The sequence below is a fragment of the Halomonas hibernica genome (genome assembly GCF_013183775.1).
Lineage (GTDB): Bacteria > Pseudomonadota > Gammaproteobacteria > Pseudomonadales > Halomonadaceae > Vreelandella > Vreelandella citrativorans.
In genome coordinates this window covers 1-25227 of the sequence record NZ_VIFN01000008.1, presented here as the reverse complement: position 1 = coordinate 25227, position 25227 = coordinate 1, and the positions used below count along the sequence as shown (strand labels likewise).

At 52.8% G+C, this 25227-nt stretch carries 22 protein-coding genes; 8 read left to right on the top strand and 14 right to left on the bottom strand.

What is annotated here, in order from left to right; translation table 11 throughout:
* Nucleotide 1 precedes the first annotated feature (1 nt).
* The 3 genes from FKN99_RS12645 to FKN99_RS12635 form a co-directional block, all read right to left on the bottom strand.
* Nucleotides 2-1018, bottom strand: coding sequence for an ABC transporter substrate-binding protein (locus FKN99_RS12645; RefSeq protein ID WP_172118219.1), 1017 nt, complete (start codon nucleotides 1016-1018; stop codon nucleotides 2-4).
* Nucleotides 1015-2052, bottom strand: a complete 1038-nt coding sequence (locus FKN99_RS12640; RefSeq protein WP_172118218.1) for a substrate-binding domain-containing protein — start codon at nucleotides 2050-2052, stop codon at nucleotides 1015-1017. Before FKN99_RS12640 ends, FKN99_RS12645 begins: the two co-directional genes overlap by 4 nt.
* 223 nt (nucleotides 2053-2275) lie before the next feature.
* Nucleotides 2276-3196, bottom strand: coding sequence for a glutaminase (locus FKN99_RS12635; RefSeq protein WP_172118217.1), 921 nt, complete (start codon nucleotides 3194-3196; stop codon nucleotides 2276-2278).
* A 345-nt stretch (nucleotides 3197-3541) separates the two neighbouring features.
* On the opposite strand from FKN99_RS12635, the gene FKN99_RS12630 reads away from it, so the two are divergent.
* Nucleotides 3542-4903: a cytochrome P450 gene (locus tag FKN99_RS12630; RefSeq protein ID WP_172118216.1), complete on the top strand. Its 1362-nt coding sequence runs from the start codon at nucleotides 3542-3544 to the stop codon at nucleotides 4901-4903.
* A 152-nt stretch (nucleotides 4904-5055) separates the two neighbouring features.
* Nucleotides 5056-6513 (top strand): cobyric acid synthase, encoded by a 1458-nt coding sequence (locus FKN99_RS12625; protein WP_172118215.1) that lies wholly within the window; start codon nucleotides 5056-5058, stop codon nucleotides 6511-6513.
* Here the strand turns inward: FKN99_RS12625 and FKN99_RS12620 are convergent.
* Complete coding sequence (locus tag FKN99_RS12620; protein WP_139528162.1) at nucleotides 6510-7415, bottom strand: LysR family transcriptional regulator; 906 nt, start codon at nucleotides 7413-7415, stop codon at nucleotides 6510-6512. The two genes, FKN99_RS12625 and FKN99_RS12620, sit on opposite strands and share 4 nt — an antisense overlap.
* Nucleotides 7416-7563: 148 nt before the next feature.
* On the opposite strand from FKN99_RS12620, the gene FKN99_RS12615 reads away from it, so the two are divergent.
* The 3 genes from FKN99_RS12615 to FKN99_RS12605 all read left to right on the top strand — a co-directional run bounded on the left by FKN99_RS12615 (nucleotide 7564) and on the right by FKN99_RS12605 (nucleotide 11882).
* Nucleotides 7564-8688: a 4-oxalomesaconate tautomerase gene (locus FKN99_RS12615; protein WP_172118214.1), complete on the top strand. Its 1125-nt coding sequence runs from the start codon at nucleotides 7564-7566 to the stop codon at nucleotides 8686-8688.
* A gap of 52 nt (nucleotides 8689-8740) precedes the next feature.
* Nucleotides 8741-9847, top strand: a complete 1107-nt coding sequence (locus tag FKN99_RS12610) for a type 2 periplasmic-binding domain-containing protein (protein ID WP_216658082.1) — start codon at nucleotides 8741-8743, stop codon at nucleotides 9845-9847.
* 79 nt (nucleotides 9848-9926) lie between these two features.
* Nucleotides 9927-11882 carry a tripartite tricarboxylate transporter permease gene (locus FKN99_RS12605; RefSeq protein ID WP_172118213.1) on the top strand — a complete coding sequence of 652 codons (1956 nt, stop codon included), beginning with the start codon at nucleotides 9927-9929 and terminating at the stop codon, nucleotides 11880-11882.
* Between the two features lie 66 nt (nucleotides 11883-11948).
* On the opposite strand, the gene FKN99_RS12600 is transcribed toward FKN99_RS12605, so the two are convergent.
* Entirely contained in the window at nucleotides 11949-12290 is a 342-nt protein-coding gene (locus tag FKN99_RS12600) for a RidA family protein (RefSeq protein WP_172118212.1), read from the bottom strand.
* A 169-nt stretch (nucleotides 12291-12459) separates the two neighbouring features.
* Here FKN99_RS12600 and FKN99_RS12595 point away from each other — a divergent pair, with 169 nt between their 5' ends.
* Entirely contained in the window at nucleotides 12460-13020 is a 561-nt protein-coding gene (locus FKN99_RS12595; RefSeq protein ID WP_172118211.1) for a hypothetical protein, read from the top strand.
* A gap of 28 nt (nucleotides 13021-13048) precedes the next feature.
* On the opposite strand, the gene FKN99_RS12590 is transcribed toward FKN99_RS12595, so the two are convergent.
* Nucleotides 13049-14230, bottom strand: a complete 1182-nt coding sequence (locus tag FKN99_RS12590; protein ID WP_172118210.1) for a vWA domain-containing protein — start codon at nucleotides 14228-14230, stop codon at nucleotides 13049-13051.
* A 3-nt stretch (nucleotides 14231-14233) separates the two neighbouring features.
* Nucleotides 14234-15088, bottom strand: coding sequence for an AAA family ATPase (locus FKN99_RS12585; RefSeq protein ID WP_172118209.1), 855 nt, complete (start codon nucleotides 15086-15088; stop codon nucleotides 14234-14236).
* Between the two features lie 564 nt (nucleotides 15089-15652).
* On the opposite strand from FKN99_RS12585, the gene FKN99_RS12580 reads away from it, so the two are divergent.
* The gene (locus FKN99_RS12580; protein WP_172118208.1) at nucleotides 15653-16258 is read left to right on the top strand and encodes an OmpW/AlkL family protein; all 606 of its coding nucleotides are present in this window, start codon (nucleotides 15653-15655) and stop codon (nucleotides 16256-16258) included.
* An 89-nt stretch (nucleotides 16259-16347) separates the two neighbouring features.
* On the opposite strand, the gene pepQ is transcribed toward FKN99_RS12580, so the two are convergent.
* The 7 genes from pepQ to FKN99_RS12545 form a co-directional block, all read right to left on the bottom strand.
* Nucleotides 16348-17646, bottom strand: a complete 1299-nt coding sequence (gene pepQ / locus FKN99_RS12575) for a Xaa-Pro dipeptidase (RefSeq protein ID WP_172118207.1) — start codon at nucleotides 17644-17646, stop codon at nucleotides 16348-16350.
* Between the two features lie 14 nt (nucleotides 17647-17660).
* Complete coding sequence (locus tag FKN99_RS12570) at nucleotides 17661-18572, bottom strand: LysR family transcriptional regulator (protein ID WP_172118206.1); 912 nt, start codon at nucleotides 18570-18572, stop codon at nucleotides 17661-17663.
* A 49-nt stretch (nucleotides 18573-18621) separates the two neighbouring features.
* The gene (locus tag FKN99_RS12565; protein ID WP_172118343.1) at nucleotides 18622-19668 is read right to left on the bottom strand and encodes an ABC transporter ATP-binding protein; all 1047 of its coding nucleotides are present in this window, start codon (nucleotides 19666-19668) and stop codon (nucleotides 18622-18624) included.
* Between the two features lie 17 nt (nucleotides 19669-19685).
* On the bottom strand, nucleotides 19686-20702 hold the full coding sequence (locus tag FKN99_RS12560; RefSeq protein WP_172118205.1) for an ABC transporter ATP-binding protein: 1017 nt from the start codon (nucleotides 20700-20702) through the stop codon (nucleotides 19686-19688).
* 7 nt (nucleotides 20703-20709) lie between these two features.
* Nucleotides 20710-21666, bottom strand: a complete 957-nt coding sequence (locus FKN99_RS12555) for an ABC transporter permease (RefSeq protein WP_172118204.1) — start codon at nucleotides 21664-21666, stop codon at nucleotides 20710-20712.
* Nucleotides 21663-22712 (bottom strand): ABC transporter permease, encoded by a 1050-nt coding sequence (locus FKN99_RS12550; RefSeq protein WP_172118203.1) that lies wholly within the window; start codon nucleotides 22710-22712, stop codon nucleotides 21663-21665. The genes FKN99_RS12555 and FKN99_RS12550 overlap by 4 nt, the downstream gene beginning before the upstream one ends.
* A 156-nt stretch (nucleotides 22713-22868) precedes the next feature.
* Nucleotides 22869-24440, bottom strand: coding sequence for an ABC transporter substrate-binding protein (locus FKN99_RS12545; RefSeq protein ID WP_172118202.1), 1572 nt, complete (start codon nucleotides 24438-24440; stop codon nucleotides 22869-22871).
* Nucleotides 24441-24730: 290 nt separating this feature from the next.
* On the opposite strand from FKN99_RS12545, the gene FKN99_RS12540 reads away from it, so the two are divergent.
* The coding region (locus FKN99_RS12540) for a hypothetical protein (protein WP_216658081.1) at nucleotides 24731-25227 on the top strand (497 nt) is incomplete at its 3' end.

The window sequence follows — 25227 nt, the reverse complement described above, 5'->3', positions numbered from 1 at the left end:
ATTAACGAACCTCCGAAAGATACCGCTCGGAGAAGCTGCGCTGGGCATTGGCCATGGCGTCATAATCTACCGTGACGGCGCGGGCGTAATCACTATCGGGCAGAAAGACTTCACGGGCTTCTGCTGAGATAGCCTCTTCGCGTACCGGGCGTAGATAAGCTTCTGCCCATACCGCTTGGCCTTGATCGGAAAGTACGAAATCAAGCACTTGACGGCCGTTTTCCGGGTTAGGGCTATCTTTCACCAAGCTCATGACGTAGGGCACAACGACACTGCCTTCTTCAGGAATCACAAAGTCGATGTTGGCACCATCGCTATAGCGGGCACGGTAAGCGTTGAAGTCGTAATCCAGCAGAATCGGAATTTCACCGGAAAGTACGCGGGCGTAGCTGGTTTGTTTTGGAACGATGGGGGCGTTATCGGCGAGCTGGTTGAAGTAATCAATGGCGGGGGTGAAGTCGTTAAGATCGCCACCCATCGCCAGGTTAACCGCGGTTGCCCCCACGTAACCAACAAAAGCGCTGGCGGGATCAAGATAGCCCACCATGCCCCGGTACTCAGGTTTGAGCAGGTCTTCCCAAGAGGTAGGAACGGGGGCGCCATCCAAGGCATCAACGTTGACCATAAAGCCAAGCGTGCCTGAGTGAATGGCAAACCAGTTACCGTCAGGGTCTTTAAGGCCCTCAGGTATTTCATCCCAATGGGCTGGCTGGTAAGGCTCAACGACGTCGGCTTCCATTGCCTGGATACCAAACGTCACTCCGTAGTAGACCACATCAGCAACAGGACTATTGGCTTCTGCCACTAGCTGTGCCAGTGACTGGCCGGAGTTTTTATTATCTTGTGGTACCCGGATGCCGGTTTCCTGCTCAATCAGGCGTAGCTGTGTGCCCCAGTCCGCCCACTCGGGCGGGCAGTTGTAGCAAATAGCATTATCACTGTTTTGAGCCATCACGCTGCTTGAAGCGCTGATCAGCGTAGTGGCCAATAGTGCTTGATATAGATGCTTAACGTTCATGTGATACTCCTCGATGAAATACCTGGTGGGGTCTTTCTGGTTGTCGGAGCTCCGACACTTTCGCCCTTTCGTAATACATAGGGCAGGGGGGTAAGAACGGGTCTTTCACCCCGAATCATGTTCAACATCGTGTGAATGGCTGCACGACCAATATCCGCACGGGGTTGCTCAACGGTGCAAAGCGAGGGATAGAGATATTTTCCCAGGGCAATGCCGTCAAACCCCATAACGGATAGATCGCTAGGTACCGAAAGCCCGGCTCGTTGTAGTTCGCCTATCAAACTGATAGCGAGTAGGTCATTGGTACAAATCAGCGCACTGAGTCCATCGGTGCCGTGTAAATGCGGCGCTAGACTTTTCAGGTCTGCTTGGGTGTGACGAGGCATTTCAATGAGTGGATATGGGGGTAGCCCAGCCGTCTGCATGGCAAGGCGATAGCCTTCATAACGATGTTGCGCACGGTCGGATTGCAGTAATGGGCCGGCGACCATGCCAATTTGCTGGTGACCCAGCGAAATAAGGTAGTGGGTGGCGGCTTCGCTAGCGGCGTGATTATCAACGCCGACAGAGGGAAAACCGCTTTTGCCGGGAGGGTTATAAACAAGCAGGCAAGGCGTAGTTTCTTGACGTAGCTGAGCAAGCACGGCGCTTTTATCAGCTTCAGCCACGGTTAGCACCAAGCCATCAACTCGCTGACGTAACATCTCTTCGACAATGTCGTTCTCACGACTGGCATCGTATTCACTCGTCGTAACAATAAGTGAATACCCGCAGGCCCGAGCGGCTACTTCCATGGCTTGAAGCTGTTCTGCAAATACCGGGTTATCAAGACTAGGTACCATGACGCCAATCATTTGCGTTGCTTGTAAGCGCAACTGCTGAGCCACTTTGTTAGGCCTAAATGCAAGCTGTTGAGCTGCATGGAAGACCTTTTCCCGCGTTGTATCGCGTACTAAATCAGGGGTTGAAAAAGCGCGTGCGGCCGTTGCCCGAGAGACGCCGGCGAGTTTTGCCACGCTGAGTAAATCTGCCATGCCAGCACCTGTTATTGGTGAAATGAGATCGATCTCATTGGTTGGGTGTCAGCCTAGCGAGGGACTATTACGAACTGATGTCGAGGAGATGTAAATTTGGCAAGAATTTGATGGCAGTTTTACCATCAGTAGGATGCTGTCTGGTTAGCAAGGTAGAAATATTGTAGTTTTTTATTACTAACCAGATTGTGAGTGATAACTTGAAGGAGTAAAAACGATCAGATCAATGCCCAAATACCGACCAGCCGGTGCGTTGAGCAAACATTTCAAGTGCTTTCGTGCCCAGCAGACTATTGCCATATTCATCCAGGCCTGGTGACCAGACAGCAATGGCGCCTTGGCCTGGGGCAATTGCCAGGATGCCACCACCGACGCCACTTTTTCCTGGTAGCCCCACCCGAAAAGCAAATTCACCTGAGGCGTCGTAATGCCCGCACATCATCATCAACGAGTTAATACGCCGAGCCCGTTGAGGGGAGACGACGCGAATGTTGCTGGGCTGGTTAACGCCATCAGACGCCAAAAATAGCCCTGCGTGAGCAAGCTGTTGGCAGCTCATGGCAATGGCGCACTGGTGAAAATAGGTGCCCAGAACTTTATCGACATCGTGGCGCAGGCGGCCAAATGCTTTCATAAAGTGGGCAAGCGAGGCGTTGCGGTCGCGGTGCGCCATTTCAGAAGCAGCGACAGTGTGGTCAAAGCAGATGCTGTCGTCGTCCGCGATATAGCGCACAAAGCTTAGCAGTTCGGCAAGCGTTTCCTTGGGTTCATGACCCATCATGATGGCGTCAACGACTGCTATCGCTCCGGCATTAATAAAGGGATTCCGCGGTTTGCCCCCTTCGTGCTCAAGTTGAACGATAGAGTTAAACGGATCACCCGATGGCTCACGGCCAACATTGGACCAAAGCGCATCGCCCATTTTTCCCAACGCAATCGTCAGCGTAAACACTTTCGAAATACTCTGAATCGAGAAAGGAGTAGTGGCACAACCGGCTGAGTAGCGTGCGCCTTCCACTGTAGCGAGTGAAATGGCAAATTTTTGGGGGGCCACATGAGCAAGCTCAGGGATATAGTCGGCCACCTTGCCACGTTCGGTTTCGGCGGCCATTGCCCTTGCGATCTCATTGAGTAAATCTTGCATTTATAGCCGTTAATTGTGGGTAAAAGAGGGCTGCCAAAATAACCGAAAACGGCGGCAATGTCTGCCAAAAGCCTATCGCTAGTAGGCCAGTGAAGAGCCTTGAGCAGTTAGATGGTTATTCTTCTTTATTGTACGAAATAGTGAAATAAGCAAACAATCGGTAAAGATCCCATTTTTTTAGTTTTACGATGGTAAAAGCATTTGCCGTTTCCTTTAATTATTACTCATAAAATTATTTTGTTTTAACAAAGGTTTGAAAGGCTAAAGATTTAAAGCGTTTCGCTTGCGGTGCGTTAAGGGGCATCTAGACTTGGCTCTCATGGACGATTTAACAGGAGAGCGCTAATGGCAAAGGAAACCGTCACCGATTCACTGCCCACCGCATCGTTTAGCGAAACAGTATCGTTCTTGTTTAAGGTCATGGCGCCCAATATTGCCAAGGGCGTCATTATTCGCCGCCCAGGCGTTATGCACGTTGCTGAGCGATGGGCACTGGACAAGCGCTCCATTAAACAAGTACAGGCGTTTAATAATAAATATGGAAAGGGCCCGCTACTTTTTAAAACACCGTTCAAACCCATGGCATTGATATTAGACCCGGATGATGCAACCCGGGTAATAGAGGAAACGCCCGAGCCCTTCGCCACGGCTGAATCAGCAAAAAAGAGCGCACTTGCCCATTTTGAACCGGATGTAGCGTTGATCTCAACGGGTAAGGCCCGCGAAGAGCGGCGGCGGTTAAATGAAGACGTTTTAGAAAGCGGTTGTCCGATGCACCGTTTTTCTGATCACTTTACCCAAGTGGCTGAGCAGGAGGTAAACGCACTCTTAAAGGCCGTTTATCAGCATAATAATAAGCTGGACTGGCCCTTGTTTTTTGATGCCTGGAACCGTGTCGTGCGTCGCGTGGTATTGGGGGATGCTGCTCGGGATGATTACCCGCTCACCCAGGAGCTTATTCAACTGCGTAAGGCTGCTAATTGGGGATTCATGCGTCCCAAGCGCAAGCGGTTACGGCAAAAATTTCATAATCGTTTAGCGCACTATGTCGATCAGGCTGAAACCAATAGCCTGGCGGCGAAGGTGTCCCATTACGCCATCGGGAGCCAGGCAAAACCTGTGGACCAGATGCCTCAGTGGCTATTTGCGTTTGAGCCTGCCGGTATGGCGACGTTTCGAGCGTTGGCGCTGCTATGCGCCCATCCGGCTCAGGCTGAACGGGCTCAGCGTGAAATTAACCTCTCCCCACCGCCAGACAACCCCTTTTTACAAGCCTGTGTGCTGGAAGCCTTGCGGTTGTGGCCAACAACGCCCCTTATTCTGCGCGAAACAACAGAGCGAACGTGCTGGTCGCAAGGCGAAATGCCTACCAATACCACGCTGCTTATCCATGCGCCCTATTTTCACCGTGATGACCGCACATTGGACATCGCCAACCGCTTTGCGCCCGATATTTGGCTAAACCCTGAGCAACTTAAACACTGGCCACTGCTGCCTTTTAGCGGAGGGCCGGGTATTTGTCCCGGAAGAAATATCGTCCTGCTGGTGACCAGTGCGGTACTGGCCGCGCTGATGAACAACCACACGTTTACGTTAAACCCGCCCGACAGGCTCACAGAAGATGAGCCCATGCCGGCGTTATTAAGCAACTTCCATCTCTGTTTTCAGGTTAAACAATCAGATGCTTTATCACGCCAGGAGGGCTGAGGGCGTGTAAAGCGCTTGTTTGAATCGCTAAGCCTGCTGGGGGCGCCGCTGCAAGGGTGGTCTTCTTTGCCCTTGATGTGCGTTGCATCCTTGTAGAGTGCTCGCTACAGTTCGGCCTTTGCTGGGCTAACTGAACGTATGGAGCATGTCGCATGGCCACCTTAATGATTCAAGGCACCACGTCAGATGCAGGTAAGAGCACCGTGGTCGCCGGGCTATGCCGAGTGCTTAAACGTCGAGGCTTTCGTGTGGCTCCTTTCAAGCCTCAAAACATGGCATTGAACAGTGCCGTAACGGAAGATGGCGGAGAAATCGGCCGCTCTACCGCTCTACAAGCACAGGCCGCTGGCGTGGTACCTCATAGTGATATGAACCCCGTGCTGCTTAAGCCGGAATCGGACCGTGGCGCTCAGATAATTTTGCGCGGCAAGGTGTACGGCCATATGGGAGCGCTGGATTACCACGCCTTTAAGCAGACTGCTCAGGAAAGTGTGATGGCCGCCTGGCATGCATTGCAGCGCCGTTATGATGTCATTATTGCCGAAGGGGCGGGCAGCCCTGCCGAAATTAATCTGCGAAAGGGCGATATCGCGAATATGGGGTTTGCGGAGGCGGCAGATTGCCCCGTATTACTGGTCGGGGATATTGATCGAGGGGGCGTATTTGCTCAGTTGGTAGGCACGCTTGAGTTGCTAAGTAAAAGCGAGCAGGCGCGTACCAAGGGATTTATCGTTAATCGTTTTCGGGGTGATATGGGCCTGCTGAATCCTGGGCTTGAATGGTTGACCCAGCGGACAGGTAAACCTGTGTTCGGCACTTTGCCGTATCTGCAGGGATTATTACTGGATGCTGAGGATAGCGTTGGCCTGACCCACAAAAATACGCAGACAGCGGCTTTGAAAGTCATTGTGCCCGCATTGCCGCGTATCAGTAATCACACTGATTTTGACCCGTTGCGTTTGCACCCCCAGGTAGCGCTGACCTTCGTGGGCCCCGAGCAGCCGATACCCCCCGCCGATGTGATCATTCTACCGGGCAGTAAAAGCACTGCCAGCGACCTGGCTTGGCTAAAGCGCCAAGGTTGGGATAACGCCATTCAGCGTCACCTGCGCTATGGCGGTAAGGTGTTGGGTATTTGCGGTGGTTTTCAGATGCTGGGCGAGTGGGTCGATGACCCCAGCGGGCTAGAAGGGCAGCCAGGGAAAGTAGCCGGATTGGGGCTTTTATCGCTCACCACACGTATGGTACCGGGCAAACAGCTACGTAATGTTAGCGGTGTGCTAGTCGGTGAAACGGCAACGGTCACGGGTTATGAAATTCATAACGGCATTAGCGAAGGCTCCGCCCTGAGCAGGCCGCTATTTGACATTAATGGTCGACCAGAAGGCTCGGTCAGTGATGATGGCCAAATCATCGGCACCTATCTGCATGGACTATTTGACCATCCTGATGCCTGCCATGGGCTGTTAAAACAACTGGGCCTCGCTGACGGCGAGCAAAGCGATTACCAAGCCCACCGAGAGCGTGAACTTGATCGCTTGGCGGATATGCTGGAAGCCCATGTAGATATTGAGGCGGTATTAGCGTTGCTACCTTCCGAAAGTCGCTAGATAGCTTCTTTGCCCCAGTGCTCTAAAAGAAGATCAATAAATAGCTGCGCAGTACTGGATAAGCTGTGCGAGTTGCTGCGCACTAAACCAATCGAGCGCTGAATGCGTGGCTCGGGTAAATCGCGAGAACAGAGCGTGTCGTGATCCGGGCCGGGCATGGTCATGCGCGGCAAAATAGCCACACCCAACCCCGATTCCACCAGTCCTAATGAGGTAGAGAGATGCTGTACCTCATAAAAGCTGTTGAGGTGGATACCCTCCGCTGAAAGCGCGTTATCCAGCAACGTGCGATTGCCACTATCGCGGCTCACAGTAATGAGACGCACATCTTCTAAATCGCTCCACTCAATCTGCTTTTTACTGGCAAGCGGGTGGTCTGAGCGCAGTGCCAGCACAAAGGGGTCTCGAAGTAGCGGGGTAAAGCGCACCTCGGAGCTTTGCGCGCTGATCATGTTGATGCCGAAATCCGCCTCACCATTAATGACTTTTTCCAGTCCCTCGTTAGCACTGACATCCAGAATTCGGATGCGAATGCCCGGCCAAGCCTCGCTAAACACGCGAATGACACTAGGCAAAAAGTAGAAGGCTGCCGTTGGCAAGCAGGCAATCGTCACCGTGCCTTTTTGGTGCGTGACGAGCTCGCGAATTCCCAAAATCGAGGACTCATACTCCTCTAACATACGTCTGGCACGGGGTAGAAAGTCAGCTCCAATTGGCGTTAGTCGGGTACGTCTCGTGGTTCTCTCAAGTAATTCAACTTCAAGGAGTTCTTCGAGTTTTTGGATGCGCCGAGTAAGCGCTGGCTGCGATAAATGCAAGCGCTGCGCCGCCTCATGAAAGGTGCCTAATTCAGCGACCAAAATGAAGGCCTGGAGGTCGAGAAATTCGAGTCTATGCAGCATAGGATTGTTGCGCTAAAGAGGGTAATTAATAATCAAAACACATTAATGCACAAAACGGATTTATAGCAACCTATATTTGCATTTGAGACATTAAACATTGGCTGACATTCTTCGTTCATACAGTCATCGCGAACTATGGCGGAGCGATATGAACAGCATTCCTTGTGTCATTATGCGGGGCGGCACTTCTAGAGGCCCCTTTATTCGCATGAAAGATCTGCCCAGTGACCAGGCCCAGCAGGCTGATATTCTGCTGAGTTTGATGGGCTCCGGCCATGCGCTACAGATCGATGGTATTGGAGGCGGCGACCCGCTCACCAGCAAAGTGGCCATTGTGGAGCGCTCATCACACCCGGATGCCGACGTTGACTACCTGTTTGCTCAGGTGGACGTAGTGAACAAGGGCGTCGATTTTAACCCGAACTGCGGCAACATGCTCTCTGCCGTTGGGCCCTATGCCATCGAAACAGGGCTGGTGGAACCCCAAGACGGTACGACCGTAGTGAAGGTGCATAATCTGAACACCCAACGGTTGATTGAGTGCCATGTACCCACTCCGGGTAAGCAGGTGCAGTACGAAGGTAGCGTTACCATTAGCGGCGTTCCTGGCAGTGCGGCGGGCATCCAGCTCAGCTTTCTAGACATCATGGGCAGTAAAACGGGCCAGCTGCTACCCACCGGAAACGCCTGCGATGAGATTGAAGGTGTCGAGGTGAGCTGTATTGATGCGGCCACCCCGATTATGCTGCTGCGCGCTGAGTCGGTCGGGTTAATCGGCCATGAGTCGCCTGTTGAGCTGGATAATAACGCGGCCTTATTAACCCGCTTGGAGACCCTGCGCCGTGAAGCGGGGCGACGAATGGGAATGGGTGATGTTAGCCAGAGCGTGCTGCCCAAGGTGGTACTTATTTCAGCGGCTGAAGCAGCATCCCACACGCTGAATGTGCGCTATTTTGTGCCCCATCGCTGCCATAAAGCAATTGCCGTGACAGGTGCGATGGCCGTGGTGGCGGCGATTAACGTGCCCGGCTCGATTGCCAATCACATGGCCATGAGCACTCATAAGCTTTCCGCTGGGCAACTGCTGTCACAGATTGTTCTGGAGCATCCTTCTGGCTCTATTGAGCTAACGGCCGAATATCGTCAGCAGAATGCCTTTGACCTAGCACGCGTATCGCTCATTCGAACGGCTCGCAAAATCATGAGCGGGCAAATTTTTTACGCGACCCCTCCAAAGAAAGTGGGGCAACACGTTATCGAAACCGTTGATTGAATAACGTTACCTTTATGACTGACCGACAATAATCAATAACAGGAGTATCACCATGGCCACTCTGAAAAACACGCCACTAAAGACGTTCAAGAAAGCGCTACTTGTGGTTGCTTGTTCCACGCTCGGTGCTATCAGTGTGAATGCTCAAGCTGACGATGTGAACGTGCCTGACACCATCCGCTGGACCATTCCCTTTGGTGTGGGCGGAGGAACCGACGTATGGGCGCGCTTCTTCACCACCTGGATGAGCGAGAATATTCAAGGCAACCCGACGTTGGTGATTGACAACGTACCCGGCGGCGGCTCTATCAATGGCAGTAATCTGTTCGCCATGCGGGCGGACTCGGATGGCAGCCAGTGGATTGGCACGTCTGCCTCTACCCAATACCCTGCCATGCTGCAAGACCGCCGAGTACGCTATAGCTACGATGATTGGACGCCGATTTTAGCGACGCCCACCGGCGGCGTGGTCTATGCCCAGCCTGGCCTAGGCGATAGCGCAGAGGAAGTGCTGAACGCGGTAACTAACCAGCGCGTTAAGTTTGCCGTGCAAAGCCATACCGGGCTAGAGCTGCCGGTATTGATTGCGCTTGATTTGTTGGGGGCCGATGTGCAAGCCGTTTCGGGCATGCGTAGCCGTGGAGAAGGGCGGTTAGCCTTTGAGCGTGGCGAGGCCGATATCGATTTCCAGACCACCTCTGCCTATTTCAGCAGCGTAGAGCCTCTGGTAGAGAGCGGCCGAGCGGTGCCGCTGTTTTCCCTAGGCGTGCTTAATGACAGCGGCGAGATCGTTCGTGATCCTTCCTTTCCTGACTTGCCAACCTTCAATGAAGTGTATGAAACCCTGCATGGTGAAGCGCCTAGCAGTCCCGCCGCCGAGGCGTATCGTAAGTTCTTTGCCTCAGGGTTCACGCTGCAAAAGTTGATCCTACTGCCAAACGATGCTCCACAAGCGCTGATTCAGGAGTATCGCGACGCGGCTCGCCGTTTTGTGGATACGGAAGACTTTAAAGAAGCCGCCATGACCCAGCTTGGCCCCTACACGCCGGTGGTCGGTGAGGTCGTCGAGCAGCATCTGCAAGATGCCATGTCGTTGGATGATGCCACACGCCAGTGGCTGGTCGAGTGGCTGCTAGAGCAGCACGATGCCCGTATTTAACACGCCAGTGAACACTAAAAAAACTGCTTAAGCAGTGCTTTTGGGCTCCCTTACATTAAACAACATAAGAGCCAATACAATGATAGATGTCTTATTCTCCAGTTTGGGGCAGTTGTTTACTGTTCCCCATATGCTGTACATGGTGATTGGTGTCCTGATTGGGCTGATTGTGGGCATCATTCCTGGGCTTGGCGGCATAGCCGGCATGTCGCTGCTGTTACCGTTTCTTTATGGCATGGAGCCTTCCGTTGCTCTGGGCATGCTAATGGGCTTAGTGGCGGTGATCCCCACTGGCGATACGTTTGCCTCTGTACTGCTTGGCATTCCAGGCTCTAGCGCTTCCCAGGCCACCGTAGTAGATGGCTTTGCGTTGGCGAAAAAAGGGCAGGCGGCACGAGCGCTCTCTAGCGCGTTTCTGTCGTCAATGATCGGTGGGCTTATCGGTGCGCTGGTGTTGACGGCCTTTATCCTCATTGCTCGGCCTGTTGTGCTGTCGTTCTCTTCCTCAGAGCTATTTATGTTGACGCTGCTGGGGCTTTCCATGGTGGCGGTTCTGTCTGGTAAAGATGTTTTTAAAGGCATTGCTGCCTGCGGCGTTGGCTTACTGGTGGGCACCATTGGCATGGCACCCGCCACTGGGGAGTTCCGGCTGCCGTTTGAAATTGACTACCTCTACGATGGATTGCCGTTAGTGGTGGTGGGGTTAGGTATTTTCGCACTGCCTGAAATCATTGATTTATTAGTGAAGCGCGGCGCAATTGCCGAGCAGCCCTGCCAATTGGGCAAAGGCTGGAAAGAGGGCGTCAAGGATGTAGCCAAACGGCCTGGGTTGGTGGCTCGCTGCGCGGGCATTGGCAGCTTGATGGGCACGATTCCTGGCCTGGCGGGTTCAGTGGTGGATTGGCTCACCTATGGCCATGCGGTGCAGAGCGCCAAGGATAAATCACAGTTCGGTAAAGGCGATATTCGTGGTGTGATTGCGCCCGAATCTGCTAACAACGCCTGTGCCTGCGGGGCAATGGTGCCCACGCTGCTGTTTGGTATTCCTGGGTCTGGCACGGCGGCGGTGTTCTTGGGTGGTTTGCTACTGCTGGGCCTTCAGCCCGGGGTTAGTATGCTGGAGACCAATCTTGATCTGACGTACACCATTATTTGGTCGTTAGCTTTAGCGAATATCTTAGGCGCTGCGCTCTGTTTAGGCTTAGCGCGTCCGGTGGCGAGTTTAACGCGAGTGCCGTTCGTGATTTTAGCACCGCTGATTACCATCTTGATTCTCTTTGCGGCCTATCAAGCAACGCGTTCGCTGGGGGATCTCCTTGCTCTCGGCATTATTGGTGCGATTGGCGTGCTGTTCAAGCAGGCGAACTGGTCTCGCCCGGCCTTCTTGATTGGCTTTGTGCTCGCGCCCGGTGCTGAAGCATACTTCTATCAAGCCGCCCAGTTTCAGGGGGCTGAGGCCTTCATGCGGCCTGGCGTACTGATCATTGGCGCACTGATTGCGGCCTCACTGCTACTTCCGCCGCTACGTCGCTCTTTACGTAACTACCTGCAAAAGCGCCGTCAAAGCGAGGAGTCTGCTGCTCATCCGCTTCAAGAAGAGGTGGCTCCGTTGTCGCTGGGCGTGATTGATGTGGTATTGCTGGGCAGTCTGTTAGCCGGTGCCGCGTATATGTGGTGGGCGTTTGCGGATCTTTCCATGCTGGGTGGCATCATGCCCCGGTTGGCGATTGCCATTATCGTGGCAGCCTGCGTGCTGGAAATTGTTAGAACGGTCATCAAACCGATGAAGTGGCAAACTCAGACATTAAGTCAGCAGTTGCTTTGGGTCGCCGGTTTCTTCGCGTTGATTGGAGGCGTGATGGTGCTCGGTTTCCTGTTTGCCGCCGCCATATTTTGCCTTGGCTTCTTACTGGTGGTGGCACGTATGAAGCCCATAGCTGCCGTGGGTTTAGCGGCTGGAGCGACGCTCTTCTTAATAGGGGTGGCAAATCTGCTGACGCTTACCTATCCCACTGGTATGTTGGCAAGTTTGTAAAACAAGTTCTTTCTAGAGACGAGTACACAAAAGGCCATTCAGTTGGCTTTTTGTGCTGCAAAGTAGCTAGAGCTCCGAATCGCTAACGCATTTAGCCATTAGGGTAATTTCAAGGCGACTACCGCCGTAGATAGAGGGCGATTCAGTGCACGTACGGGCCGAGTAACAACCCGGCCAAAAGAATTCGGAATAAATAGCGTCCATCGAGCTGATATCTTTTAAATCAGCCAAATGGATGTCAACACGCACCACATCCGCTAAGCTGCCTTCTTCTTGGTTCAGCATGCGTGCAAGCTCGCGAATCACTAGGCGCGTTTCTTCCTTGATATCGCCTTTGGCATCGTGGTCGTTAGAAAGGTCAGCAACGGTTAGACCCGAGATAAACACGTAGTGATCATCTATCACCATGTGACTTCCTGTGAAGTCCGGTTTGGGTAGTGTCGGATCAGTTGATAAACTGAGGCATTTAACCTCCAGCGGGCAGCAAAAGTGCTCAATTGCGTGACTATTCGTATCCCGATCAGTTTACATGCATTAACGTAGCTAATACGGCTAGCAACAGCTTAAAGAGAGCGTCATGAAGGTAGTTCAGATTAAAGAAGCGGGGCAGCGAGATGCCTGTTTAGCGCAACTGTGCGCTAGCGTTTATGGTCAGCAGGCAGGATTAACCCCGCTGGTGGTGTTTGCCGGTACGCGCAAGGTGCTGTTTACGCAGGAAATAGCCCGTTTGGTGGCGGGTGTTGATGGAGCTGGTAAGCCGTTGTCGCTGGCGCTGTTGGTATTGGATGAGGCGGGCGAAGGCATGACGATTACTCACGCCTGCGAGTTTGAGCAAGGCGCCAAGCAGCGGCTTATCAGTGAATTGGCGCTTAAAGCGCCGCTGCGCGTTGAGGTGGATAATGCGGAGCAGGAGGCGGTTTATCAGGCGAGCGGTATCAAGCGCTGGTTTGATGGCGCTGACAGCAAACGCATTGGCTTAAGCGGCCGCCATCCGGCCAGTAATGCAGGCGAGCTGGCCGCGACCGTTGCGTTGGATGAGGCGCTCATTTTACGACGCTTTAAGCACGACCCAAAAGCATTTGAAAGCGCCAAACAGGACTTTCTAAACGGCTTGAACCAGTTTCCCGCAACGCTCTGAGCATGCTTATCCTGTGAGCTGGCCGAGGCTACTTTTTGGCCAGCTCGCGCATGGCGCTTTCCAGCCCTTCCAGTGTCATGGGGTACATGCGGTCCTCAATAATGTCACGAATCAACTGCGTGGAATACGTGTACTCCCAAGCGCGAGGTGGCATGGGGTTAAGCCATGCCAAGTGGGGAAAGGTCTCGCAGACGCGTTTCAGCCATGTGCCGCCGGGCTCTTCATTAAAATGCTCGACACTGCCACCTCGGTGAGTAATCTCATAAGGTGACATGGCCGCATCGCCCACGATGACTACCTGATAATCCGCGCCGTAAGTGTGGAGCACGTCCATGGTGGGGATGCGCTCGCTGCCGCGTCTTGAATTATGTCGCCAGACCCCTTCGTAAAAACAGTTATGAAAGTAGTAGTGTTCAAGGTGCTTGAATTCAGATCGGGCAGCCGAAAACAGCTCCTCACAAACGCGAATGTGGTCATCCATGGAGCCGCCTACATCCAGAAACAGCAGCACCTTAACGGCGTTGTGGCGCTCAGGGCGCATCTGAACGTTTAGTAAGCCCCCATCACGCGCTGTTTCTCGAATGGTGCTGTCGACATCGAACTCTTCCACAGCACCCTGGCGGGCGAACTTGCGTAATCGGCGCAGCGCCATTTTGATATTGCGGGTACCCAGCTCCAGCGAATCGTCATAGTCGCGAAAGCGCCGTTCATCCCAGACCTTTGTTGCGCGGCGATGGCGTGAGCCTTCCTGGCCGATACGAATGCCTTCAGGGTTATAGCCATAGGCGCCAAATGGGCTAGTGCCGCCTGTGCCAATCCACTTGTTACCGCCTGCATGGCGCTCTTTTTGCTCCTCCAGGCGTTTTTTAAAGGTGTCGATCAGCGCTTCCAGGCCGCCGAGCGATTCAATGTTGGCTTTCTCTTCATTTGACAGCTGCTTTTCAAATTCTCGGCGCAGCCAGTCATCGGGAATCAACGCCTCAATGGCGGCGTCCATGTCTTCAAGGCCTTTAAACCAGGCAGCAAACGCACGATCAAAGCGGTCAAAGTGGCGTTCGTCTTTAACCATTACCGTGCGAGCGACTTGGTAAAATGCTTCCATATCAGCAAATATGACGCCACGTTCAACCACCGCGTGCAGGTCCAATAACTCACGCAGCGAAACAGGCACGCCCGCACGCTTTAAGGTTTCGAACAGACCAATAAACATGGCTTAACGACCTGTGCCTTTCTGACGGCGTAACATAAACGCCAGGCGTTCAAGCAGTTGGGTATCCTGCTCGTTTTTAACCAGTGCGCCGGCCATGGGCGGCAGTGCCTTGGCTGGGTCGCGGTTGTAGAGCGCTTCCTGGGCAATTTCATCCGCCATTAGCAGCTTAAGCCAATCAACCAGTTCAGAGGTTGAAGGTTTTTTCTTAAGGCCGGGCGCATCACGTAGTTCGAAAAATACGTTCAGCGCTTCGCCGACCAGCCGCGGTGCAATATCCGGAAAGTGCACATCCACTATCGCCTGCAGAGTGGCTCGGTCGGGAAATTCAATGTAATGAAAAAAGCAGCGGCGCAGAAATGCATCGGGTAGCTCTTTTTCATTATTGGACGTGATGATAATAATGGGGCGTTGATCGGCTCGGATCGTTTCACCGGTCTCGTAAACGTGGAACTCCATGCGATCCAGTTCCTGGAGCAAGTCGTTCGGAAACTCGATATCGGCCTTGTCTATCTCGTCGATCAAAAGCACGACACGTTCATCGGCCGTAAAGGCTTCCCACAGCTTGCCGGGCTTTATGTAGTTGGCCACGTTCTCCACGCCTTCGACACCTAGCTGAGAATCGCGCAGCCGGCTAACCGCATCGTACTCATAAAGCCCTTGGGCGGCCTTGGTGCTGGATTTAATATGCCAGGTAATTAGCTGAGTGCCCAATGACTCGGCCAGCTCTTCCGCGAGCAGGGTTTTACCGGTGCCAGGCTCGCCCTTAATCAGCAACGGCCGTTCAAGAACAATCGCCGCGTTAACCGCTTGCTTTAGTGCATCAGTGGCAATGTAGGAAGAAGTAGAGTCAAACGCCATGAAGAGTGCCTCGACGGGTCGAAAACATATTCAAACAAGTGTACGTGAGGGTAGGTGTCGGGGCCAACAGCCAATTCCGATGGCGTTGAATAGAAGTACCAAGACTCAATGGATACGCGCGGTACCTTTATGGGGCAAAACTACCTAAGCACGAACAGGGTTGGTGCACTTTCTTCGCATGAGATATTTAAGTAGGCGAGTTGAGTACGGGCGCTTTGCGTATATTTTTGTATTTTAATGATTTTTAGGATGCTGGCACGCGGTTCGCTATATCGTAAGTACGAAGCAAATGAACAGCGCCACTAGCCACATTGGATGCTCTTCCTTCTTTGCTACATCGCCACGGTAATGACCGTTTTGCGATACACCGTGTGAGCTGGCGTGCTCCACTTGGGTCCCCTTCGGGGGGCTTTTTTTATGTTTGAAGAAAAAGAACTAACATTTTCAACATATAACAAGAATGTCACAAGAAATTTGGAAACACTGTTCGATTGATATATATTGTATAGGTAAGCCGGTTGGTCGGCACCAATCCCAAGCTAAAATGCATAGAGGGTGAACCTAATGAGCAATATGAAATTAATTTCAGCCGCTGTGGTAACTGCTGGCTTAGCACTGGCAAGCCAGGCTGCCTTAGCGTACAACGCTGGCGATGCATTTGTTCGTGGTGGCGTCGCTCAAACCGATACAGGATCAGGCAACGGTAATATCAATGGAGAGTCACTGAACGTTCAAAGCGAGACAGGCTTCACGTTCGGCGCTGGCTATCTATTTACTGATAAAGTGGGTGTTGAGCTTAATAGTTCTGAAAAGTTTGAACATCAGCTCAATGCGGCATCACAAGACCTGGGAAGCATTGACCGCTTACCCGTAAATCTATTGGTAAATTACTACCCCATGGGTGGGCTGGATTCACGTGTTCAGCCGTACGTTGGCGCAGGTCTTAACTACACACGCTTCTCGGGTGGTCCTGACAATATTGACGTACGCAGAAGCTATGGCGCTATCGGCCAAGCCGGTGTGGATTTAGCAGTCACCCAGAACGTGTTACTGAATGGCTACGTAAGCTATGCGGATGTTGATGGCGAGATCAAACGTGATGGCGAGCATATCGGTAAAGTCGATATGGACCCGGTCACCATCGGCGGTGGCGTGACGTTCCGTTTCTAAGGTATAAGCCAGCTTCAAAATATCATCTAACACCCGGCCTTGCGCCGGGTGTTTTTGTTACGGCTTAACAACAGGTTCTGTTACGGGCCTTATGGGGTCAGATTATCGTAACCATTTTCAGTGACCACTACGTTATCCTCGATACGAATACCACCACAGGACATTAACTGATCCACCAGCGTCCAGTTAATTGGAAGCGATGTGTCGCGCAACGGGTTTAGGAGCATCGGAATAAAGTAGAGTCCTGGCTCAACGGTTACCACCATGCCGGGTCTCAAAATACGCGTTAAGCGCAGGGCGGGATGTTCGCTTGGGGCGGGGGCCGCTGAGCCATCAGGGTGACGTAAACCGGCTACGTCATGCACTTGAAGCCCCAGGGAGTGACCTAAACCGTGTGGGCAGAAGGCGCGAGTGACCCCTTCGCTTACCGCTTGCTCGCCGGTGCCTTTAAATATGTCATGGGCAACGAGAACGCTTCCCAGGGCTTGGTGCATTTGTTGGTGTAGCTCAACAAAAGAGGTATCCGGTTCGATGCGACTAATAATGTCATCTTTTAGATGATGTAGTGCCGTTACCAGCTCTTCAAAAATCGCGGGGGCATCAGGCCCTGCGTGGGTGCGGGTGATATCTGCGCAGTACCCTCTAAAGCGTCGCCCGGCATCTACTAACAAGCTGTAGCGCTGGCTGGGTGGTGTTATGTCGTAATGTTGGTAGTGCAGGACGCCTGCATGTCCATTCAAACCAATAATATTCTGGTAGGGAACGTTAGATTCGCGCTGTCGGCTAGCCGCTAGGTAGGCCAGTTGAATATCGAGTTCGCCTGAAGCGCCAATAAAGGCGGCTTGGGCGGCCTCGTGACCTGCCATTGCAAGGTGATTGGCTTCTCGTAGACAGGCAACTTCGTAAGGTGTTTTGAACATGCGAAGTTCATCAAGCGCTCGCACAACCTCATCAGGGGCTGTTTCAGCGTTCAGCGCTTGCTGAATATCGGGCGCCGTGCTTGCTATATCGCCGATGACGGCGCTGCGGCCCTCTAAATGAGGTGCGCGTGCGTGGGCACACTGATGTACATCAATGACGGATAGCCAAGGCTCATCGGGTAGCTGAGTAGGCTGATGCCAAAAATCAGCGGGCGCATGCAGATAAAACTGCGGTTTTTTACCAGGCTCAATGACTAGCCAGCTGTGCTGAATGTCCGCAAGGCCTACCCAGTGCATAAAATGGCCATAGGTTTGGAAAGAGGCGGCATGATCGTCAGCAAAATGATGGCTGGCGTGGCCGCTATAAATCACCAGACTGTCAAAACCGTACTTTGCTAACACCTGCTCATAGGCATGCTGTAAATGAACGATATGATCAAGCTGCAGGTTAAAAAGCGTTGTTGACATGAAAATCTATCCTGTTAACTACGTGACGGGGCGAGTTCGCTCCAGAGTTTGTCTAGTTCTGCATGGTGCTGATGCTGATGGCGGTATAGGCGCAGCTCCATGGGCACATCCCAGCGGCTATCGCCTGCTCTGACAAGGGTGCCTTGGGCGAGCTCCTGTGAAACGTTGCGCTCTGGCAGCCAGCTCATGCCATATCCCAGCAGTACCAGCTCTTTTATACCTGCCGCGTACAGGTTTTCACTTTGTGCCACTAGGTGGGTGCTTTGAGGTAATCTGGCCAGGTGTGCCTTTATCGCAGAGCCCAGCAGGCCTCGCTTGGGGTAGGCAAGCCAAGGCGAGGGCTGTTGGCGTGTGCCTGGCAAAACGGTACAAGGCTCGCCTTGAGGGGCAAGGCCTGTCACGGGAATTAGCCGCTCATGGCCGATCACCCGATAGGTACAAGCGCTTGTATCGATATCCAGGTCACATCGCCCGACAGGCCAGTAACAGATAGCCAGGTCGCACTCTGCGCGCATTAACGCTTGAAAATAGTCGTGAGCAATCCACCCGGTAGCGCGCAGGTAGGGCTGTACATGGTCCTGCCAGCCGGTAGACGCTAGCCATTCAGGCAGGAAATTCCCCAGTAGGCTTTGCGGGGCGGCCACCATAATGCGCCGCTGTTGACCGGCATTAATCTCGCGCAATCGATCACGCGTTAAACGAACGCGCTCCGTTACCTGTTCGCATAAGGTGAGGAACTCCTCACCGGCGGGGGTTAACGAAAGCGGTAGCGTTTGGCGATTAATGAGCGTAATACCCATCTCTTCTTCCAACAGTTTAATCCGTCTAGAGAAGGTCGGCTGGGTTACGTTTTGATCATCGGCGGCACGTGAAAAGTGCCGAGTCCTGGCCAGGGCAATAAAGTCTTCTAGCCAGCGAATTTCCATGCTTTACCTCGCAGTGAGATGGCGTGACTGGCCAGTAAATGCCTACGCTTCATAGGCGGCCTTCCTCAACAGCGTGGCAGGCTACACGCGTGCCGTCATCCTGCATTTTTAATTGCGGGATTTCTTGAATGCAGCGCGCATTGGCATACGGGCAGCGACCATGAAAAACACAGCCGCTCGGTAAGTTAACCGGCGTTGGCACCTCACCTTTAAGGCGAATATGTTGTGGCCGGTCATCTTCAAGGCGCGGAATAGATGAAAGGAGTGCTTGGGTGTAGGGGTGGCGGGGCTTGGCGAATAGAGTCGAGGTCGTGGCTATTTCGCACACGGTGCCCAGATACATCACGGCAACCCGCGTACCAAAATGCTCCACTACCGCAAGGTCATGGGTAATAAACAGGTAGGTCAAATTGCGCGCGTGCTGGGCTTCCATCAACAGGTTCAGCACCTGTGCCTGAATCGAGACATCCAGCGCTGAAATGGGCTCATCAGCAACAATAAACTCAGGGTCCACTGCCAGCGCTCGCGCAATGGCAATACGTTGACGCTGGCCGCCGGAGAATTCATGACCAAATCGCTTACCCCAATCTGGGTCAATGCCCACCGAGCTCATTACCTCTTCGACCTTATCGGCGATCTGCTGGCGGTTCCATGCGGGGTGGTGCAAGCGCAGTGGCTCTTCTAGTGTTTGCTGGATGGTCATCCGCGGATTAAGCGATGCGTAAGGGTTCTGGAAAATCATCTGCATGCGCTTGCGATACGGCAGCAATTGGCGCGAGCTTAAATGGTCAATGCGCTGACCATCATAGTGAATCTCGCCTTCAGATGGCGTAATGAGCCCCATGACTGTACGGGCAACGGTCGATTTGCCGCAGCCGGATTCGCCGACGACGCAGAGTGCTTCGCCACGCATTATCTCCAGGTTCACGCCATTAATAGCGTGTACGTGTTCCTGGTGACGAACGAGCTTGCCGCCTTTAAATCGCAGCTGATCAAGAAAGTCGCCTGACAGCGAAAACCGCTTTTTGAGATCGCGGATTTGCAGAAGTGTCTGGGCTTCTTCGACGTTTTCAGCGGGAATGTGATGCTCTGCCATCGCACTTGCCTGCGTACTCATTGGCTTTCCTCCTTTAAACGACGATCTTCCAGCAGTTCAGCCACCATATGGCAAGCTACCTGGCAGTTGCCCGCTTGTACAAATCCGGGCACTTGCTCAATACAAGCGGGGCGGGTTTGCCCATCGGCGCGCTTAATAAAGTCGCAGCGCGGGTGAAAGGCGCAGCCGCTGGGTAGATTGGAAAGCGAAGGCATACTGCCACGGATCTGATTCAGTCTTTCACCAGGCGTTGCCATCTGGGGCAGGGCATTAATCAGCCCTTGGGTGTAAGGATGCTGCGGGTCATTAATGATCTCACGCGTGGGTCCTTGCTCAATCACGCGGCCAGCATACATGACCAGCATGCGTTGAGTGACCTGACTCACGACGCCAAGGTCGTGAGTAATCAAAATAAGCCCGACATTGTGCTGTTCGCAGAGATCCAGCAGTAGCGCCATGATTTCTGCCTGAATGGTAACATCCAGTGCCGTTGTCGGCTCATCGGCAATAATGATGTCCGGGTCAAGCAGCAACGCAATGGCAATAATAATGCGCTGCCGCATGCCGCCGGAAAGTTCATGAGGGTATTGTTCCAGACGCTTTTCCGGTGAGGGAATTTGCACCTGGCGTAATTTATCCAGTGCAATGGCGCGGGCCTCTTTAGAGGAAATTCGTCGGTGAGCTTTTAGACACTCCACCATTTGAGCGCCAATCGATAACACTGGGTTCAGCGTCATCATTGGGTCCTGGAAGATCATTGAGATTCGGTTGCCACGTATTTTACGCAGCCCGCGCTCCGACATGGTATTCAGCGTTTGTCCTTCAAACGTAATACTGCCACCGGCAATAAATCCGGGCTTGGCAATCAGGTTAAGCAGCGAAAACGCCGCAACCGATTTGCCAGCACCAGACTCGCCTACAATGCCTAAACGTTCACCGCGCTCTAGCGTAAAGCTAACGTCACGCAGTGCACGTACTTCGCCTTGGCGCAGGCCAAACCGTACATCCAGTTGGGAAACTTCAAGTAATGCCATGGTGCCCTCAGCCTTTATAGAGTCGTGGGTTCATGACATCGCGCAGCCAGTCGCCCAATAGATTGATAGACAGCACCAGCACTACCAGTACCGCACCGGGAATTAGCGTGATCCACCAGGAGCCTGATTGAATGTAGTCAAAGCCTGCCTTGATTAACGAACCAAGCGATGGGTGGGTCTCGGGCATCCCCAGGCCCAAAAACGACAGCGCCGCTTCAGAAATAATGGCGTTGGCAATTTGCACGGTAGAAATAACGAAAATAGGCGATAACGTATTAGGCAGCACATGGCGGAACATGATCCGTTTGCTGCGGAGTCCCATTACTCGTGCAGCGTCTACGTACTCCTTGTTTTTCTCGGCAAGTACGGAAGCGCGCACGGTACGGGCGTATTGTGGCCACTCGGCCAAGCCAATAATCAGTACCAGCATCAGTACCGCGTATTGACTATAAAATGAGCTACCCAGGGTGGCCTTCACCACAGCACCGACCACGATAGCCACCATCAAGGTGGAAAATGACAGCTGAATATCCGCCAGACGCATAAAAAAAGCATCCACACGGCCGCCCAAATAGCCTGCCATTAGGCCAAACGTTACGCCTAAAAGTGCCTGCAAGATCACCGCACCAAAGCCGATCAAAAGCGATACCCGCGTACCGTACAAAATAATCGACCAAAGGTCTCGGCCCTGGGCATCGGTGCCCAGCGAGTAGCGTTCGTCCGCTCCGTCGACCCAGAACGGTGGCAATTCGGAGGCCATAATATCGATCTGACGCAAATCGTAGGGATCGGTAGGTGCAATAAGAGGCGCGGCAAAGGCAGCCACTACCAGGCAGATAAATACCGCCAGGCAGAGCTGTGCCGTGCGGTCACTCTTGAAGCTGTACCATAAATAGGAGTCGCGAAAGCGTTGGAAATGGCTGGGCGATTTGCTCTTGGGCACGCTCTTTGTTGTCATCGTCATGCGGGTTTACCCGTCAGTTTTACGGTGGGGTTCACAAAGCCGTAAATCAAATCCACGATGGTGTTGGTCACCACGAAAATGACACCGACAATCATTAGATAGGCCACGATTAGCGGGATATCAGCCCGGTTGATCGCGTCCAAAAACATCAGGCCCATGCCCGGCCACTGGAACACGGTTTCGGTCAGAATGGTGTAAGCCACCATCGTGCCGATTTGAACTCCGCCTACGGTGATCACCGGTAACATGGTGTTTTTAAGCGCGTGGACAAAATAGACGCGGCGCATTGAAATACCCTTGGCGCGGGCGTACTTGACGTATTCAGACTGCAGTACTTCCATCATTTCAGCGCGGATCAAGCGAATAAACAGCGGCAGCATGATAGAGGCGAGTGAAATGGCGGGCAGCACCAGGTGTTGCAGGCCGCTCCAGGTGGCCAGGTTGGTATCCCAATAGCCAAACACGTGCACCAGGTCATAACCGCGCCCAAACGAGGGCATATTACCTTGAGTGGATAGCGCACTGTTTAACCAGGCCCCCCACGCGGTCCCTTCGGGAAAAATTGAGACGGTAATGCCGATAGCAAAAATTTGAATTAATACAATCGCAGTTAAGAACACCGGAATCGAAATACCGATAATCGATGCCCCCATAAAAAACCGCGAGATAATCGAGCGTGGTTTAATGGCGCTGTATACCCCGATAGGTGCCGAAAAAACCACGATAATTAAGGTGGCCGCAAAGACGAGCTCAAGCGTTGCAGGCAGGTGGCGTGCAATAACGCTGAGCGCTGGCTCGCGGTAGAAGTAGGAGTTACCAAAGTCGCCTTGCACAGCGTTTTTGGCAAAGCGTACATACTGCACCATGAATGAATCATTAAGGCCCAAGCGCTCGCGTAGGGCTTCTCGTTCACTTTCGGGGACCGATTGTCCAACCATCTGCTGTATCGGGTCACCCAGGTTATCCTGGATGGCGAAGGCCAGCACGCTGATGATGAACATCACCAATACCGCGTGCATCAGCCGCTTGATTAAAAAGGCAATCATGGCGTACGCCACCTATGTAATAGTGTTTAGCAAAGGAAGTAGAGGTCAGTGCCGTTAAACATTTCGCAATGGGTTTTGACACAACAAGCGCTTCGCCCTCCAGTTGGCTGGAGAGCGAAGCATCCGTGCAGGCAATTTACAAACCGTTAGTCAAACTTAGCGGTTAATAACGAGATCGCCCAAGTAGGGGAAGTCGATGGCGTTAACGACAGGTTCAATCTCAACGCCTTCGGCAGCGGCATACGCAAGGTTCTGCCAATGCAGCGTAATAAAACCAACATCTTCATACAGCATGGCTTCTGCTTCACGCAGCATTTCATTGCGTCGCTCAAGATCGGTTACGCTGTCGGCTTCAGTGACCAGCGCGTCGATCTCTTCATTGCAGTAATTGCCATAGTTGTATTGGCCCGCACCGCTCTCTTCATCAATACAGAAGGTGAGGTACTGGAAGAAGTTGGCAGTATCTTCAGTATCCGAATGCCAGCCAAGCATGGCGATATCCGATTGACGGGTATCATACTCTGGCCAGTACTGGGCGAGCGGCATGGTGCGCAGGTTAACGTTGATATTGATACGCGATAGCATGTTCGCTACCGCTTGGGCAATTTGTGCGTCGTTGACGTAGCGATTGTTGGGCGCAATCATGTCAACGCTAAAGCCATCTTCATAACCCGCTTCCGCCATTAGCTCTTGAGCGCGGGTCAGGTCATAGCGTGGTACCAGATCCGGGTTGTGACCGGAGTAGCCTTCCGGTGAAAACTGCCCAGCAGGTGTCGCAAAGCCACGCATTAAGCGATCAGCGATGCCTTCCTGATTGATGGCAAGGTCAACGGCTTGACGAACGCGCACGTCTTTGAAGGCTTCAACTTGTTCTTCGTTAAGCTGGAAGCCGATAATACGCGTGCCCGGTACTTCGAAAAGCTCAACATCACTTGCTTCACGAACGCGCTCCAGATCATTCGGCGGCACAGCGTCAATAAAGTCGACGCCGCCCGAGAGCAAGGCTGCTACGCGCGCGGCGTTTTCCGCAATCGGCGTGAGTACAATGCTTGAGACATTGCCTTCGCTTTCAGTATCCCAATAATCTTCAAAGCGCTCAAAATCGACACGCACGCCTTGGCGACGGTCAGTAAGAACGAACGGGCCGGTACCGGAAACATTGCGTGAAGCAAACGAGTTGCCTGCTTTTACGATCTCCGCTTTATCGACGCCATTTTCGGTTTCACCGGTATAGAACTGGCTATCCATGGGAAAAATGTAGGTCGCCAGGTTGAGCAACAGCGGATAGGGGGTCGTCGTCGTGATTTCCACCGTGTAGTCATCAACCGCTTCGGCGGTAGCAATGGGCTCAAAAATGGCGCGGTAGTCAGGGCTCTCTTTTAAGCGCTCAATCGTCCATACCACGTCTTCAGCCGTCAGCTCGTTACCCGAATGAAACTTGACGCCTTCACGAAGCGTCATGCGCATATGCGTATCGTCTGTTTGTACCCATTCAGTTGCCAAGCGGGGCTCAAACTGAAAGTCCTTGGTCCAGCGGACGAGAGGATCAAACGCCAAGTGGGAGAAACGCAGCATACCGCCGGAAAGTTGTTCGTGAATATCAAGCGTTTCCGGATCGGCGGAGTAGCCAATGCGCAACGTTTCAGCGTTTGCTGTCAAAGGGAGCATTGCACTACCCGCAACAGTTGCACCGATAATAGTGGCCAGTATCTTTTTTTTGAGCGCCATAATCGTTCCCGTCTTATTGATAATTTTATTGTTCACATTACCGTCTAAACGCTATTGGCGAGACAGCAAAGCAGACACGGTCAGCTTGTAAGCTATCCTATTAACATAGAGAGTGTTGAATGCGTCATACAATCGAAATAGTGATAGACCCTATTCAACTATTGAATGATTGGGCTTGTAGCAGTGAATAGTGGAGTGCAAGCTAGTCTAAAGTCGTAGATGAAAAATAAACGGGCGTTTGGTATCAGCCCACGAAAGCCATTAGTGACCCGCTGGAAGGCAGGCTGAAAATGATGAAATGGAATCAATGGATCATTCTGGTGTTAATCGGTTGGCTTCCATTAACCGCACAGTCTGACACTATTGAAGGCATGCTGGACGGCGAGCCGCGGGAGTGGTTTGTGCTGAGCCAGGGCCGTGACTCCAATGCTTCTTTTGTAGAGGTTGGCGATCAACGCCAAATCACTATCACAGGGTTTGTCGAGCCTGATCAAAGGGACGCCTACGAAGGGTTGTCTATTAGCCTGGCGGTTGAAGACAACCAGCTTATCGATGCCCACGTGGTACAACTGATCGGTAGCACCACCGTACCGCCGCTTTACACCTCTGAAGGAGGCAGTGTTACCGTCACGTTGACACAGCTTGAGCAGCAAGGCAGCCACATTTATATTGCTGGGCGTGTCGAAGGCGTATTGGCGTTGCAAACTGCACTGGACGACGCGCCCAGCCGGGCTGAGGGAATCGACATCGATGTGCAGTTTGACGTTAATTCCTATCGAGCACGGTT

Bases quoted from the DNA above. Each gene is read 5' to 3' on its own strand.
- FKN99_RS12645 (WP_172118219.1), bottom strand. From the start codon at position 1,018: ATGAACGTTAAGCATCTATATCAAGCACTATTGGCCACTACGCTGATC.
- FKN99_RS12640 (WP_172118218.1), bottom strand. From the start codon at position 2,052: ATGGCAGATTTACTCAGCGTGGCAAAACTCGCCGGCGTCTCTCGGGCA.
- FKN99_RS12635 (WP_172118217.1), bottom strand. From the start codon at position 3,196: ATGCAAGATTTACTCAATGAGATCGCAAGGGCAATGGCCGCCGAAACC.
- FKN99_RS12630 (WP_172118216.1), top strand. From the start codon at position 3,542: ATGGCAAAGGAAACCGTCACCGATTCACTGCCCACCGCATCGTTTAGC.
- FKN99_RS12625 (WP_172118215.1), top strand. From the start codon at position 5,056: ATGGCCACCTTAATGATTCAAGGCACCACGTCAGATGCAGGTAAGAGC.
- FKN99_RS12620 (WP_139528162.1), bottom strand. From the start codon at position 7,415: ATGCTGCATAGACTCGAATTTCTCGACCTCCAGGCCTTCATTTTGGTC.
- FKN99_RS12615 (WP_172118214.1), top strand. From the start codon at position 7,564: ATGAACAGCATTCCTTGTGTCATTATGCGGGGCGGCACTTCTAGAGGC.
- FKN99_RS12610 (WP_216658082.1), top strand. From the start codon at position 8,741: ATGGCCACTCTGAAAAACACGCCACTAAAGACGTTCAAGAAAGCGCTA.
- FKN99_RS12605 (WP_172118213.1), top strand. From the start codon at position 9,927: ATGATAGATGTCTTATTCTCCAGTTTGGGGCAGTTGTTTACTGTTCCC.
- FKN99_RS12600 (WP_172118212.1), bottom strand. From the start codon at position 12,290: ATGGTGATAGATGATCACTACGTGTTTATCTCGGGTCTAACCGTTGCT.
- FKN99_RS12595 (WP_172118211.1), top strand. From the start codon at position 12,460: ATGAAGGTAGTTCAGATTAAAGAAGCGGGGCAGCGAGATGCCTGTTTA.
- FKN99_RS12590 (WP_172118210.1), bottom strand. From the start codon at position 14,230: ATGTTTATTGGTCTGTTCGAAACCTTAAAGCGTGCGGGCGTGCCTGTT.
- FKN99_RS12585 (WP_172118209.1), bottom strand. From the start codon at position 15,088: ATGGCGTTTGACTCTACTTCTTCCTACATTGCCACTGATGCACTAAAG.
- FKN99_RS12580 (WP_172118208.1), top strand. From the start codon at position 15,653: ATGAGCAATATGAAATTAATTTCAGCCGCTGTGGTAACTGCTGGCTTA.
- pepQ (WP_172118207.1), bottom strand. From the start codon at position 17,646: ATGTCAACAACGCTTTTTAACCTGCAGCTTGATCATATCGTTCATTTA.
- FKN99_RS12570 (WP_172118206.1), bottom strand. From the start codon at position 18,572: ATGGAAATTCGCTGGCTAGAAGACTTTATTGCCCTGGCCAGGACTCGG.
- FKN99_RS12565 (WP_172118343.1), bottom strand. From the start codon at position 19,668: ATGGCAGAGCATCACATTCCCGCTGAAAACGTCGAAGAAGCCCAGACA.
- FKN99_RS12560 (WP_172118205.1), bottom strand. From the start codon at position 20,702: ATGGCATTACTTGAAGTTTCCCAACTGGATGTACGGTTTGGCCTGCGC.
- FKN99_RS12555 (WP_172118204.1), bottom strand. From the start codon at position 21,666: ATGACGATGACAACAAAGAGCGTGCCCAAGAGCAAATCGCCCAGCCAT.
- FKN99_RS12550 (WP_172118203.1), bottom strand. From the start codon at position 22,712: ATGATTGCCTTTTTAATCAAGCGGCTGATGCACGCGGTATTGGTGATG.
- FKN99_RS12545 (WP_172118202.1), bottom strand. From the start codon at position 24,440: ATGGCGCTCAAAAAAAAGATACTGGCCACTATTATCGGTGCAACTGTT.